Source organism: Serratia sp. BNK-4 (genome assembly GCF_048685115.1).
GTDB lineage: Bacteria > Pseudomonadota > Gammaproteobacteria > Enterobacterales > Enterobacteriaceae > Serratia > Serratia bockelmannii.
Genome location: NZ_JBLQTM010000001.1, coordinates 4,105,521 through 4,119,491, shown reverse-complemented (window position 1 = coordinate 4,119,491; position 13,971 = coordinate 4,105,521). Strand labels below are relative to the sequence as shown.

The window sequence follows — 13,971 nt, the reverse complement described above, 5'->3', positions numbered from 1 at the left end:
CCCGATAACCTGGGCCGAAATGCATGAAGATCACGCTCGAAGAATTGCTGGCGTTCACCTCGGTGGTCGACAGCGGTTCCATCACCTCCGCTGCCGATCGGCTCGGCCAGACGACATCCGGCATCAGCCGCGCGCTCAGCCGCCTGGAGAACAAACTCGATACCACCCTGATGCGCCGCACTACGCGTCGCCTGGAGCTGACCGAAGAGGGGGAAAGCTTCCTGAGCCATGCGCGTACGATCATCAACTCGGTGGAAAATGCCGAAGAACAAATGGCGGTGCGTCGGCAGATGCCGGCCGGGCGGTTGCGGATAAATGCGGCTGCGCCTTTTATGGAGCACGTCATCGTGCCGCTGGTAGCGGGGTTCAGGGAACGTTATCCGCAAATTTCGCTCGAGCTGAACACCGACAACCTGGTTATCGATCTGCTGGAAAAACGCACGGATATCGCTATTCGCATCGGTGCGTTGCGCGATTCGACCATTCATGCGCGCGCGCTGGGCGCCAGCCGGCTGCCCATCCTCGCCAGCCCGGCTTATCTGCAGCAGCACGGCACGCCGCAGAGTGTGGAGGCGTTGCATCGGCATTGTCTGCTCGGTTTTACCCAGCCGGAATCACTGAACCAGTGGCCGTTGCGCTATCGCCAGGCGCCGCATTTCACCATCACGCCAACGATCTCGGCGTCCAGCGGTGAAACGCTGCGGCAATTGGCGCTGCGGGGCGAGGGGATCGTACAGCTGGCAGACTTTATGACCCGACGCGATCGGGAAGCGGGCAAGTTGGTGACGTTGCTGGAGCAGGAGACGCTGGACGTGCGCCAGCCGATTAATGCAGTGTATTACCGCAATACGCAATTGGCGGCGCGCATCACCTGTTTTCTTGACTACGTCAGCGCGCACATCGACGCGCAGACGTTATAAGGCGGGGCTTACAGGGCGTTTTCCAGGATGTAGATCTCGGTGTCCAGCACGCTGTCTTTGAGGGTGTCGCGGTGTTTGAGCATGTGTTCAATGGCCAGATGTTTTTCCAGATGCGCCATGCTTTCCCATTTCTCCAGCATGAACACCGAATCCGGCGACCGCTTCTGCCACGGCGCCTGGGTATTGCTGTCGACCATCGGCGTGTATTCGCCGCAGCCGTCTTCCGCCAGCACCAGCGGCACTAGTTTTTCAATGGCTTGCAGTACGGTGGCGCGGTGGCCGGGTTTCACTTTGATTTCTGCGATTACGGTGATCATGCTTACCTCGTTGATGAGAATGTTCTGCGTCAGTTAAGCAAAAATTTTCGCCAGATGCTCGCGATAACGCGTGATGTCGTCCGCGATATTCGGCTCTTTGATCACATTGTTGCAGATGAAGGTCGGCAGCGCTTCCATCCCCAGGAACTGGTTGGCCTTGTGGAAGTGCAGGTAAACGCCGTCGACGCCGACGCCGTGGAAGAACTGATCGGGATCGGTGAAGGCCTCCAGCGGGGCGTTCCAGGTCAGGCTCAGCAGGTATTTTTTGCCCTGGATCAGGCCGCCGGAGCCATATTTTTTGCTTTCGTCGGAACGAGAGCGGCCGTCGTTGGCATACAGGCTGCCGTGGCCGGCGGTGAACACTTCATCGATGTATTTTTTCAGGATCCAGGGTTCGCCCATCCACCAGCCCGGCATCTGATAGATGACCGCGTCAGCCCACAGGTATTTCTGTACTTCGGCTTCGATGTCATAGCCGTCGTCGACCACGGTGACCTGCACATCGTGCTGCAGATCGCGCAGGAAGCTTTCCGCCACGTCGCTCAGGGTTTGGTTGAGTTCGCCGTTGGAATGGCCGAATTGTTTTTTAGCGTTGATAATCAGGATATTGCTCATCTTTCGCGGCTCCCGTCAGAGTTAAGATATGGCATGCTTCCCGCCGAAAAGGCGGAAACCATTTCGCTGGTGACGAGTGTAATCGTTAGTCAGGCAAGTAAAAATGCGATCCGGCGCACAACAGTGTTGACTGCCAGTCAATAAAGAAGCCGCCAGGTAGCGAAATTTTGCATAAACCGCATCGCGGAATTGGCCGTCGCCGGCGATCCTTGCGCCAACTGTGACAGCTACCCCGCAGATGGGTTACTATCGCGGGCAGAATCGACAAGCGATGCCTTTTGTCGTCCAAGGGATTGCCAAGCCACGGTCTGAGGATAATTGAGTAATGAGTGATCTGACTCATGACGGTGTAGAGCGTTTACCGCTGCACACATTCACTGAAAACGCCTATCTGAACTATTCCATGTACGTCATCATGGATCGGGCGTTGCCGTACATTGGCGACGGTTTGAAGCCGGTACAACGCCGTATCATCTACGCCATGTCTGAGCTGGGGCTGAACAACAGCGCCAAATTCAAGAAATCCGCCCGTACCGTGGGCGACGTGCTGGGTAAATACCACCCGCACGGCGACAGCGCGTGTTATGAAGCCATGGTGCTGATGGCGCAGCCGTTCTCGTATCGCTATCCGCTGGTGGACGGCCAGGGGAACTGGGGCGCGCCGGACGATCCCAAGTCGTTCGCGGCGATGCGCTATACCGAATCGCGCCTGTCCAAATACGCCGAAGTCTTGCTGGCCGAACTGGGCCAGGGCACGGTCGACTGGATCCCGAACTTTGACGGCACGCTGCAAGAGCCGAAGATGCTGCCGGCGCGTCTGCCAAACATCCTGCTGAACGGCACCACCGGCATCGCGGTCGGCATGGCGACCGACATTCCGCCGCACAACGTACGTGAAGTCGCCGCCGCGGCGGTGGCGCTGCTCGACAAACCGGGCGCCTCGCTCGATGATCTGCTCGAGTTCGTGCAGGGGCCGGACTTCCCGACCGAAGCCGAGATCATCACTCCGCGCGATGAGATTCGCAAAATTTACCAGAGTGGCCGCGGCTCGGTGCGCATGCGAGCCGTGTGGAAGAAAGAGGATGGCAGCGCGGTGATCACCGCCTTGCCGCATCAGGTTTCCGGCGCCAAGGTGCTGGAGCAGATCGCCAGCCAGATGCGCGCCAAGAAGCTGCCGATGGTCGAGGATCTGCGCGATGAATCCGACCACGAAAACCCGACGCGTCTGGTGATCGTGCCGCGTTCCAACCGCATCGATCTGGAGCAGGTGATGAATCACCTGTTCGCTACCACCGATCTGGAACGCAGCTACCGCATCAACATGAACATGATCGGTCTGGACAACCGCCCGCAGGTGAAAGGGCTGGTGGAGATCCTCACCGAATGGCTGGCCTACCGTCGCGATACGGTGCGCCGCCGCCTGAACTACCGCCTCGAGAAAGTGCTCAAACGTCTGCATATCCTCGAAGGTTTGCTGGTGGCGTTCCTCAACATCGACGAGGTGATCCACATCATCCGCAGCGAGGATGAGCCGAAGCCGGTGCTGATGCAGCGTTTCGGCATCTCCGATACCCAGGCGGAAGCGATCCTCGAGCTGAAACTGCGTCACCTGGCCAAACTGGAAGAGGTCAAGATCCGCGGTGAGCAGGATGAGTTGGCGAAAGAGCGCGATCAGCTGCAGGCGCTGCTGGCGTCCGAGCGCAAGCTGAATACGCTGATCAAGAAAGAGATCCAGGCCGATGCGCAAACCTATGGCGACGATCGCCGTTCACCGCTGACCGAGCGTGCGGAAGCCAAGGCGATGAGCGAGCATGACTTCGTGCCGTCCGAGCCGGTGACCATTGTGCTGTCGGAAATGGGCTGGGTGCGCAGCGCCAAGGGCCACGATATCGATCCTGCCGGGTTGAGCTACAAGGCCGGCGACAGTTTCCGTGGTGCGGCACGCGGCAAGAGCAACCAGCCGGTGGTGTTCATCGATTCTACCGGGCGCAGCTATGCGCTCGATCCGATGACGCTGCCGTCGGCACGCGGGCAGGGCGAGCCGTTGACCGGCAAGCTGACACCGCCGCCGGGCGCCACCATTGAGCAGGTGCTGATGGCGGCCGACGATCAGAAGCTGCTGATGGCGTCCGACGCCGGTTACGGCTTCGTCTGTACCTTCAACGATCTGGTGGCGCGCAACCGCGCCGGCAAGGTGATGATCACGCTGCCGGACAACGCCAGAGCGCTGCCGCCGATGGAAATTCACGGCGCAGACGATATGCTGCTGTCGATCACCGCCGCCGGGCGCATGCTGATGTTCCCGGTCGCCGATCTGCCGCAGCTGTCGAAGGGCAAGGGCAACAAGATCGTCTCCATTCCGGCGGCGCAGGCCGCAGCCGGTGAAGACAAGCTGGCCTGGCTGTTCGTGCTGCCGCCGCAGGCGTCCGTCACGTTGCACGTTGGCAAACGCAAGCTGACGCTGCGCCCGGAAGATCTGCAGAAGTTCCGCGCGGAGCGCGGCCGCAAGGGGACCCAGCTGCCGCGTGGCCTGCAGCGCATCGATCGCGTCGAAGTGGATGCGCCGGTGCGGGCGTCGGGTGGCGACAGCGAAGAGTAAGCGTTGGCGCTAGCGTTAACGGGCGGTCGCAGCATGCTGTGGCCGCCTTATTTATTTTTGCTGGCGTTTATTTTCCAAATAGTTAACATTTCTGCGCATAAAATTATTGTGCGTACTGCCGCCTGGCAGGAAAATAGCGAGAAATGCGGGCGACATGGGCGTGCTTATCGCCCGGCCGGCAAATAATGAGTAAAGGAATCTGCGCAGCGAAGTAAACTGCGTTGGCAGTGTGCTAATGAGGTTGTTATGTTATTGATTTTGCGTGCCGTTCTCGCCACTCTCTTCTGTATTCTGGTGTGTATTTTCGGTTCTATTTATTGCTTGTTCAGCCCGCGCAACCCCCGCCATGTGGCGACCTTCGGCCATCTTTTCGGCCGCCTGTCGACGCTGTTCGGCATCAAGGTTGAAACCCGCGTGCCGGCCGATGCGGCCAACAACGGCAAGTGCATCTATATCGCCAACCACCAAAATAACTACGACATGGTGACGGCTTCTAATATTGTGCAGCCGCGCACCGTGACCGTCGGTAAAAAAAGTCTGGTATGGATCCCGTTTTTCGGCCCGCTGTATTGGCTGACCGGTAATCTGCTGATAGATCGTGATAATCGCGCCAAGGCGCACGGCACCATCGCCCAGGTGGCGGAGCAGTTCAAAAAGAAAGACATTTCTATCTGGATGTTCCCGGAAGGAACCCGCAGCCGTGGCCGTGGGCTGATGCCGTTTAAAACCGGCGCGTTCCACGCGGCCATCGCCGCCGGCGTGCCGATTGTACCGATCTGTGTATCCACCACCAGCGGTAATATAAATCTTAATCGCTGGAATAACGGGCATGTGATCGTCGAGATGTTGGCGCCGGTGGATACCAGCAAATACGGCAAAGAAAACGTGCGCGAGCTGGCGGCCCATTGCCGCGAGCTGATGGAGGCGAAAATCGCCGAATTGGACGCTGAAGTCGCCCAGCGCAACGCCGCCAAAAAATAAGAGTCTACCGGCTTCAAAGAATAAGGTTTTAATTGGCGTTCAGCGCCGTTAACGCCTGAACGCCTGCTAATCTTGATTGGCGGGCGTTTGGGTTTTGCACACGGTTTAGTTATTGCTTTTCATGGAGAAGATATGTCACTCAGTCGACGTCAGTTTTTACAGGCATCGGGCCTGGCGCTGTGCGCGGGCGCCGTGCCGCTGAGGGCTGAAGCGAGCGGAACGCAGACCCCGTTACCCATTCCTCCGCTGCTGGAGTCTCGCCGCGGTCAGCCGCTGTTCCTGACCTTGCAGCGCGCCCACTGGGCGTTTATGGATAACCGCAAAGCGGCGGTGTGGGGCATCAACGGCATGTACCTGGGGCCGACGGTGCGGGTTTACAGCGGTGACGACGTCAAACTGATTTACAGCAACCGTCTGCAGGAGCCGGTGGCGATGACCATCAGCGGTCTGCAGGTGCCGGGCACCCTGATGGGCGGCGCGCCGCGCATGATGTCACCCAACGTTGACTGGTCGCCGGTGCTGCCCATCCGTCAGGCGGCGGCTACCTGCTGGTACCACGCCAACACCCCAAACCGTATGGCGCCGCACGTTTACAACGGGTTGGCCGGGCTGTGGCTGGTGGAGGATGCCGTCAGCAAAGCGCTGCCGCTGCCCAACCACTATGGCGTCGACGATTTCCCGTTGATCATTCAAGACAAACGCTTCGATAACTTCGGCACGCCACAATACGACGCGCCGTCGCAGGGCGGCTTCGTCGGCGATACGCTGTTGGTTAACGGCGTGCAAAACCCGTATGTCGACGTATCGCGCGGCTGGGTGCGTTTGCGCCTTCTAAATGCCTCCAACGCGCGGCGTTATACCCTGCAGCTCAGCGACGGGCGGCCGTTCAACGTGATCGCCAGCGATCAGGGCTTCTTGCCTGCGCCGGTCGCGGTGCAACAGCTTTCGCTGGCGCCGGGCGAACGCCGGGAAGTGCTGATCGACATGTCGAAGGGCGAGGAGGTGACCATCACCGCTGGTGAAGCGGCGGGCATCATGGATCGCCTGCGCGGCCTGTTCGAGCCGTCGAGCATTCTGGTGTCCACCCAGGTGCTGACGCTGCGCCCGACCGGCCTGCTGCCGCTGGTGACCGACAACCTGCCGATGCGCCTGCTGGCGGATCAGCTGTTGGACGGCAGCGCCAGCCGCACCCGCGATTTCCGCCTGGGTGACGGCGGCGCCGGCATCAACGGCGCGATTTGGGACATGAACCGCATCGACGTACAGGCACAGCAAGGCACCTGGGAACGTTGGAACATTCATGCGGATACGCCGCAGTCGTTCCATATTCAGGGCGTGCAGTTCCTGATCAAACGCGTCAACGGCGCGCAGCCGATGGCGGAAGATCGCGGCTGGAAGGACACCGTCTGGGTCGATGGCGACGTCGAGCTGTTGGTGTATTTCAACCAACCTACCTCCGAACACTTCCCGTTCCTGTATTACAGCCAGACGCTGGAGATGGCCGATCGCGGCACCGCCGGCCAGCTGATGGTACAGCCGACAATGTAACCCGCTCTGCGGGCCGCTTAGGGCGCCCGCAGCATCTCCAGGAAGGCCTGCACCACCGGCGTGACGCTGTCTGAGCGGTAAACCGCGTACAGATCCGCCGGCGGCGCGTGCTGCAGCGAGCAAAAGCGTACGCCGGGCCACGGGATGCGGCCGTAGCTGTCCGGCAGCAGCGTAATGCCGCAGCCTTCCGCCACCAGCGCCAGCAGGGTTTGCGGCTCGTTGACCTGATAAGCGACGTCCGGCAAGAATCCCTGCTGCAAACACAGATTGTGCAGATACAGCCCCAGGCTGGCCTCATGCGGCGGCAGCACGATGAAGCTATCGTTCTGCAGCGCCGCCAGTGGGATGTTTTCCTGCTGCGCCAGTGGATGATCGAGCGGCAGCACCACGGCGATGCTTTCGCTCGCCAACCGTTGGCAGGTCAACCCCGGCAGCGTCTGCTGCTGCGCCTCTCGCCAGACCCCGATATCGATATGCCGCTTTTGCAGCGCGGCGATTTGCTGGCTGGGCGTCAGTTCGTTCAACGACCAGGTGACGCCGGCGCTTTGCTCGCTGAATCGCCGCAGCGCCGCGATCAGGCCGCCCCAGGCCGAGGTGCCGACCATGCCGACCACCATGTGGCCGCCTTCGCCGCGCCCCATCTGTTGCACCTGATGCAGCGCGCTGTCGGCCTGATCCAGCAGCCGCTCGACGTTACGCAGCAGCGTGCGGCCGGCCGGCGTCAGCGTCATGGAGCGGGTGGTGCGTTTGAACAGCACCACCCCGAGCTGGCTCTCCAGCTCCTTGATGTGTTTGCTGAGCGGCGGCTGTGACATATTCAGCCGCCGCGCCGCCTGGGTGAAGTTCATCTCTTCCGCCACCACGCGGAAATAGTGCAGCAGGCGGAAGTTAATCCGGCCGGGATCGGGCAGGGCATGGGGCTGATTCATCCGGGATATCGTCTCCTTGTGACGCAGCTCAACTTATAGGTAAATGGAATAAATCGGCCGCCAAGAATGTATTGGTCTCGGCTGAGCCTCGCTCTCTACTATGGGGATTATTATCCCCCGCTGAAAGAGAGAATACGATGTTTAATCAAGAAGATGCTTTTACCTGCGCCGATGTCGTCCGCGCACGCCTGCCGGGTTTCCAGCCGAAAGCGGCCTTGATTCTCGGCTCCGGGCTTGGCGCTCTGGCGGAGGTGATGACCGAAACCGTCACCATCGACTACGCGGAGCTGCCGGGCTTTCCGGTGAGCGGCGTCGCCGGCCATGCCGGGCAGCTGGTCGCAGGCAAGCTGGAGGGCGTACCGGTATTGTGCATGAAAGGGCGCGGTCATTTCTATGAAGGGCGCGGCATGCAGGTGATGACCACCGCGGTGCGCACCTTCAAACTGTTGGGCTGCGAATTCCTGCTGGCGACCAACGCCGCCGGTTCGCTGCGCCGCTCGGTGGCGCCGGGCAGCCTGGTGGCCATTACCGATCACATCAATTTCATGCCGGAATCGCCGCTGGTCGGCGCCAACGACGAGCGCTTCGGGCCGCGCTTCTTCAGCCTGGCGAACGCCTACGATCGCGATCTGCGCGCCCAGCTGGCGGGGGTGGCCGAAAGCGCGGGCATTCCGCTGGCGGAAGGGGTATTCGCCGCCTACACCGGGCCGAATTTCGAAACGCCGGCGGAGATCCGCATGATGCAGACCCTGGGCTGCGACGTGGTGGGCATGTCGATCGTGCCGGAAGTCCTGACGGCGCGCCACTGCGGTCTCAAGGTGTTGGTGGTGTCCGCGATGACCAACTACGCCGAAGGGTTGTCGGACACGCCGCTCTCCCATGAACAAACGCTCAGCTGCGCGGCGCTGGCGGCGGACGATTTCATGCGCCTTATCCGCGAGCTGTTCAAAACGCTGTAAGACCGCAAGCAAACCGGCGGCGGGCTGCAGGGGGCCTGCTGCACCAATCATCGTTGAAAGCATAATAACAAGGTGATGGCGATGGCGATAAAAACACGATTAAAAGTCATGATTTTCCTGCAGTTCTTTATTTGGGGCGCCTGGCTGGTGACGCTGGGCTCCTACATGATCAACACGCTGCATTTCAGCGGTATGCAGGTGGGAATGGTTTACAGCGCCAAGGGTATCGCCGCGCTGATCATGCCGGGGCTAGCGGGCATCATCGCCGATCGATGGATGAAGGCCAACTACCTGTATGCGCTTTGCCACCTGTTCGGGGCGCTGGCGCTGTACTGCGCGGCGCAGGTCGAGCAACCGATGCTGATGTTCTGGGTGATGCTGTTCAACGCCATGGTTTATATGCCGACCATCGCGCTCTCCAACGCCATTTCTTATTTTTGCCTGGAGAAGCACGGCTTTGACACGGTGAAGGACTTTCCGCCGGTGCGGGTGTACGGCACCGTGGGATTCATTCTGGCAATGTGGCTGGTCGGTTTCAGCCAAATCGAGCTCAGCAATCTGCAGCTGTATCTGGCTTCTGCGGCGTCGCTGCTGCTGTCCGCCTATTCGCTGACGCTGCCGCGCTGCCCGACCAACCGCGCGGCCGAGTCGAAGAGCTGGGTGAGCGTGCTGGGGCTGGATGCGCTGGTGTTGTTCCGCCAGCGGCGCATGGCGCTGTTTTTCCTGTTCGCCATGTTGCTTGGCGCGGCGCTGCAGATAACCAATACTTTCGGCAACCCGTTCCTGCACGATCTGTCGCTCAATCCGCTGTATCAGGACAGCCTCAGCGTCAGGTATCCAGCGGTGCTGCTGTCGCTGTCGCAGATCTCCGAAGTGTTCTTTATCCTCACCATTCCCTTCTTCCTGCGCCGTTACGGCATCAAGCAGGTGATGTTGATCAGCATGGCGGCCTGGACGCTGCGTTTCCTGTTCCTGGCTTACGGCACGCCGGTCGGCTTTGGTTTCGTGCTGCTGCTGTTGTCGATGATCGTCTACGGCTGCGCCTTCGACTTCTTTAATATCTCCGGCGCCATCTTCGTTGAGAAAGAGGCCGACCACCGCATCCGCGCCAGTGCGCAGGGGCTGTTCATGACCATGGTGAACGGGTTGGGCGCCTATGTGGGTGCGCTCGCCAGCGGCGAAGTGGTGGATTTCTTCAGTCATGACGGCGTGAAAGACTGGCAGAGCATCTGGCTGGTGTTTGCGCTGTATACACTGGTACTGGGGATTGTGTTCGCGTTGAGCTTCAACTATCGCCACTCGCCGCAGGAGAGCGCGGCGGCGGCGCACTAAGGCAGAAGGCGCCGAGTGACGGCGCCTTGAAACGTCAGGCCTGAGGGAAGCGCTGTTGCAGTTGGTGCCGGTCCGGCGGATTGGCGGCGCCGAGGCTGGCCACCACGCAGGCGGCGACCCGGTTGGCCAAATCGACCGCCTGCGGCAGCGGCCAGCCGGCGGACAGCCCCGCCAGCAAACCGGCGCAGTGGGCATCGCCCGCGCCGATGGTATCGATGACGTCTACCGGATAGGCGGGAACGTGCAGCGGCGGTGTGCGGCCGTCACAGATCCACGCGCCGTCGCGATCCAGGCGACAGATCAACGTCAGGTTACGGGCGGCGGCATAGCGCTGCGCGGCATCCACCGCGTCGCCGGCGCCGCACAGCGCGGCCACTTCGTCACGGTTGAGCGTCAGCAGGGTGTGGCTGTCGCTGAGCATGGCGAAGAAATCTTCGCTGAGCTGGGCGATGCGCGGGCCGGGATCGATCAGACGCGGTTGGTCGAACGGCATGCGCGTCAGCCACTCGCGCAGCGCTTCGCCGTTTTCGCCCGCCAGCTCGTAGCCGCTGGCGTAGATCAGGGTGTGTTCCGTCAGCGGCAGCGTGGCCAGCTGCGCTTTATTCCATTGGCTTTCGCAACCGGAAACCGTGATGAAGGTGCGTTCGCCGTTCGGCTCCACCAGCGCCAGGCACCAGCCGTTGTCCATCTGGCCGTGGCGCAACAGCACCTCCAGCCCCAGTTCGCCCATGGCGGCTTCGACAGCCGCGCCCCATTCGCCGTTGCCAACCGGCATGCCGTTGATCACCGGCACTTCAAGGCGCGTCAGCGCGCGCGCCACGTTGAACGCGCAACCGCCGATTTGCCGCGCCTGCGGCTGGGCTTCGATATCTTCGCCGCTGGTCGGCAGGCGGGGCAGCGTCATCACCAGATCGCCGACCGCGCCCCCAATCACCAGGACAGGTGTTACAGCTTCCCACTCACTCATTGATGTTCTCTGCGTTGGGTCAGGTACAGACCGTAAGCGATCAGACTCACCGCAAACGACACAAACAGCCCCAGGCTGGAATCGGCAAACAAGCCTTTGGCCAGCGGGCCGTCGATAAAACCAGTTTTAGTGACCAGCAGGCCGCACAGGGCGCCGAGGAACCAGCAAAACAGCGGGGCTTTGCGCACGCCGCGGTTCTGGCCATGCAGGCCGTACAAAGCGTTGCCATCATACCCGTGGCGACGGCGCAGGCACAGGTAATCGAGCAGGAAAATCGCCTCCCAGGCCGCCAGGAACACCCCGCAGAACACCAGGAAGGAGATGAACGGCCCCATAAAGTCGCCGGAGATGAACAGCACATACAGGGCGATGCCCAGCACCACGGCCGCGTCGATCGATACCGCCAACCACTGTTTGACCTGCACGCCGATGGTCAGCAGGTTAAGGCTGGCTGAATACAGGCTGAGCACCGCGATGGTGACGATGCCGGCGGTGGCGGCCAGCAGATAAGGGATCGCCATCCAGGCGGGCAGCACCGAACCAATCAGCGCGATGGGGTTGGCGGCGCTGGCCAGATCGGGCAGCTGCACGGAAAGCAGAATACCGGCCAGCATCAGCAGCATTAGCGGCAAACAGGCGCCGCCCATTACCGCGGCGAAAATGCTTTTGCTCGACGAGCTCGGGCTTTGATAGCGGCTGTAATCGGCGCCGGCGATTGCCCAGCTGATGCCAGTGCCGGCGGCGATCACCGATACCGCCGGCAGGAAGCCGGTCAACCAACTGCCGGAAGGCAGCGCCAACACCTGGCTCCACTCGGTGTTGAACAGGATATAGAGCACCACGATCAGCGTCATGGTGCCGAAGATGCGGCTGAACCAGCTTTGCATCCAGACCACGGTATTTTGCCCCAGCAGGCTGACGACGACAGTGAGCCCGCCGAACAGCAGCAGGCTGAGCGCGGTCAGCAGGTGACTGCTCCCCAGTCCGAAGGCCTCGAACAGCGCCGCCAGCGTCAGGGTGCCGGTGATCACGTTGACCGCTTCCCAGCCCATCAGATTGATCCAACTGAACAGGGTGGGCGCCACGTTGCCCTTCAGCCCGAAAATCACTCGCGACAGCGTCAGCGTAGAGGTGCGCCCGCGCTTGCCGGCGAAGCTGGTGAGGCCGACCAGCACGAAGCTGGCGACGCCGACCAGCGCGGCGAGTACCGATTGCAGAAAGGATAAGCCGAAGCCGACGATGATGGCGCCGTACACCACGCCGAGGATGCCGATATTGGCCGCCGACCAGATCCAAAATAGCTCGATGGGCTTGCCGGTCTGCTCCGCGTCCGGCACCCGGTCGATACCGGTGCTCTCTACCTTCCATGCTTCATTGCGATTGATATCGGTCATAGCAAATGATCCCTGTTGCGCAGGGCCGCGAGGGCCGCCGCAGTTGACTGAAAATCGATTCCGTTGGCGCGGTTGAGGCCGGCTATCCCGTTGTTGGGGGACGACGCTGATTCCGCGCAGTGTGTAGCGGCTGAGACCGCCAGGTCTGTCAAAATGAGGGCGGTATCCGCCTTATCGGGTGAGGCACGTCGGCCGCACGGCGCCAATGAGTGTAGCCAAAGAGTGGGTCTGCAGCGGGGGTTGGCGAAGCGGGTACGTTTCTATTTGCCGACATCAGTCCGGTTCGCTCACGCGATAGGATCCTGTGACGCGGCTATGAGCCGTGAGCAAGCTATCCATTAGCTCCGTTGCTTATTATCGGCCGTTTGTGCTGGCAGTATATGCCCGCTGCCGGCCATCAAGGGTATCCTTTAGGGCTGGCAGCGGGTTTTTTATTGTTTTTAAAGTGGGTCCCTGGTGTTGGTGCTATTGATGTATCAACATCAATAAGCACAGATTACGCGCGATCTAGATCCAATGAAAGTCCATTAGGCAAAAATTGTGATGCCACTCTGAAAACATTAGCGATATTTTAGTTAAGGTGAGGGGCTTATCGCTGGACAGGCGATAGGATAAAAATGAAATTCAGACAAATGGCATAAGCAGGAGGGCGGGCGAATGACGGATTTTATGGCCTGGCTGCGTGGCCATCTGGCGCAGGGGGCGGTAGCGCCGCGTTATATTCAGCTGGCGACGGCGATAGAAACTGCAATCAGGCAGCAGGTGTTGGCGGCGGAGGCGTTTTTGCCGCCGGAACGGCAGATGGCGGAAGGCCTGGCGCTGTCGCGCGTCACCGTCAGCAAGGCGATGAAGCTGCTGGAGGAGAAGGGGCTGATTTCGCGGCAGCAGGGCGTCGGTACCCGCGTGGCGATGCACATTGGTTATTCCCTCGATAAGGACAGCGGTTTCACCGCTCAGGCGCTGCGTCACGGCAGCCGCGTCAGCAATCGATGGCTGCTGCGCACCCGGGTCGGCGCACCGGCCAAGGCCGCGGCGGCGCTGGGGCTGGCGGAGGGAGACGAGGTGATTAAACTGCGGCGGTTGCGCTTGCTGAACGGCAGCCCGGTCTCGCTGGAAACTACCTATATACCGCCGCGCTTCCTGCCAGAACCGGGGCAGCTGGAACATTCGCTGTATGCGCTATGGCAATCGCGCGGCATCGTGCCTGAAGATAAACACTTTCTGTTGAAGGCGGTATCCTGCAGCGACGAGGTCGCCGAACTGCTCAACGTACCGTGCGGCGCGCCGTTGTTGCACATCATCCAGACCAGCCGCAACGCCCGGGGCGAGGCATTGGAGTACAGTGATATCTTGTGCCGCAGCGATGTTTATGAATTCGAGGTGAATGGTTAGCGAAATAACCATGCTCTT

General features: G+C 60.8%; 12 protein-coding genes. 7 read left to right on the top strand and 5 right to left on the bottom strand.

Going from position 1 to position 13,971, the window contains the following annotated elements:
- The first annotated feature begins 23 nt into the window (after positions 1-23).
- Positions 24-920, top strand: a complete 897-nt coding sequence (locus tag ACMGGW_RS19650) for a LysR substrate-binding domain-containing protein (RefSeq protein WP_420279526.1) — start codon at positions 24-26, stop codon at positions 918-920.
- Positions 921-928: 8 nt separating this feature from the next.
- On the opposite strand, the gene ACMGGW_RS19645 is transcribed toward ACMGGW_RS19650, so the two are convergent.
- Together ACMGGW_RS19645 and ACMGGW_RS19640 are read right to left on the bottom strand one after the other, a co-directional pair.
- Positions 929-1,237, bottom strand: coding sequence for a putative quinol monooxygenase (locus ACMGGW_RS19645; RefSeq protein ID WP_025304303.1), 309 nt, complete (start codon positions 1,235-1,237; stop codon positions 929-931).
- A gap of 33 nt (positions 1,238-1,270) precedes the next feature.
- Positions 1,271-1,852, bottom strand: a complete 582-nt coding sequence (locus tag ACMGGW_RS19640) for an NAD(P)H-dependent oxidoreductase (RefSeq protein ID WP_049204421.1) — start codon at positions 1,850-1,852, stop codon at positions 1,271-1,273.
- A 325-nt stretch (positions 1,853-2,177) separates the two neighbouring features.
- Between ACMGGW_RS19640 and parC the strand changes: the two genes are divergently transcribed.
- From parC to ftsP, 3 genes are all read left to right on the top strand, one after another.
- Positions 2,178-4,451 carry a DNA topoisomerase IV subunit A gene (parC, locus tag ACMGGW_RS19635; RefSeq protein WP_025304301.1) on the top strand — a complete coding sequence of 758 codons (2,274 nt, stop codon included), beginning with the start codon at positions 2,178-2,180 and terminating at the stop codon, positions 4,449-4,451.
- Between the two features lie 246 nt (positions 4,452-4,697).
- Positions 4,698-5,432 carry a 1-acylglycerol-3-phosphate O-acyltransferase gene (locus ACMGGW_RS19630; RefSeq protein ID WP_025304300.1) on the top strand — a complete coding sequence of 245 codons (735 nt, stop codon included), beginning with the start codon at positions 4,698-4,700 and terminating at the stop codon, positions 5,430-5,432.
- A 132-nt stretch (positions 5,433-5,564) separates the two neighbouring features.
- On the top strand, positions 5,565-6,980 hold the full coding sequence (ftsP, locus tag ACMGGW_RS19625; RefSeq protein ID WP_025304299.1) for a cell division protein FtsP: 1,416 nt from the start codon (positions 5,565-5,567) through the stop codon (positions 6,978-6,980).
- A 17-nt stretch (positions 6,981-6,997) separates the two neighbouring features.
- Here ftsP and ACMGGW_RS19620 read toward each other — a convergent pair whose 3' ends face one another.
- Positions 6,998-7,909 carry a LysR family transcriptional regulator gene (locus ACMGGW_RS19620; RefSeq protein WP_049296253.1) on the bottom strand — a complete coding sequence of 304 codons (912 nt, stop codon included), beginning with the start codon at positions 7,907-7,909 and terminating at the stop codon, positions 6,998-7,000.
- Between the two features lie 137 nt (positions 7,910-8,046).
- Between ACMGGW_RS19620 and xapA the strand changes: the two genes are divergently transcribed.
- Positions 8,047-8,868, top strand: coding sequence for a xanthosine phosphorylase (gene xapA / locus ACMGGW_RS19615; RefSeq protein ID WP_197832252.1), 822 nt, complete (start codon positions 8,047-8,049; stop codon positions 8,866-8,868).
- A gap of 81 nt (positions 8,869-8,949) precedes the next feature.
- Positions 8,950-10,200 (top strand): nucleoside permease, encoded by a 1,251-nt coding sequence (locus ACMGGW_RS19610; protein WP_025304296.1) that lies wholly within the window; start codon positions 8,950-8,952, stop codon positions 10,198-10,200.
- Between the two features lie 34 nt (positions 10,201-10,234).
- Here ACMGGW_RS19610 and ACMGGW_RS19605 read toward each other — a convergent pair whose 3' ends face one another.
- Together ACMGGW_RS19605 and ACMGGW_RS19600 are read right to left on the bottom strand one after the other, a co-directional pair.
- Entirely contained in the window at positions 10,235-11,167 is a 933-nt protein-coding gene (locus ACMGGW_RS19605; RefSeq protein ID WP_049296252.1) for a PfkB family carbohydrate kinase, read from the bottom strand.
- A complete protein-coding gene (locus tag ACMGGW_RS19600) occupies positions 11,164-12,561 on the bottom strand; it encodes a purine-cytosine permease family protein (protein WP_049296251.1) in 1,398 nt (465 codons plus the stop codon). The genes ACMGGW_RS19605 and ACMGGW_RS19600 overlap by 4 nt, the downstream gene beginning before the upstream one ends.
- 657 nt (positions 12,562-13,218) lie before the next feature.
- Between ACMGGW_RS19600 and ACMGGW_RS19595 the strand changes: the two genes are divergently transcribed.
- A complete protein-coding gene (locus ACMGGW_RS19595; RefSeq protein ID WP_043142111.1) occupies positions 13,219-13,953 on the top strand; it encodes a GntR family transcriptional regulator in 735 nt (244 codons plus the stop codon).
- Positions 13,954-13,971 lie beyond the last annotated feature (18 nt).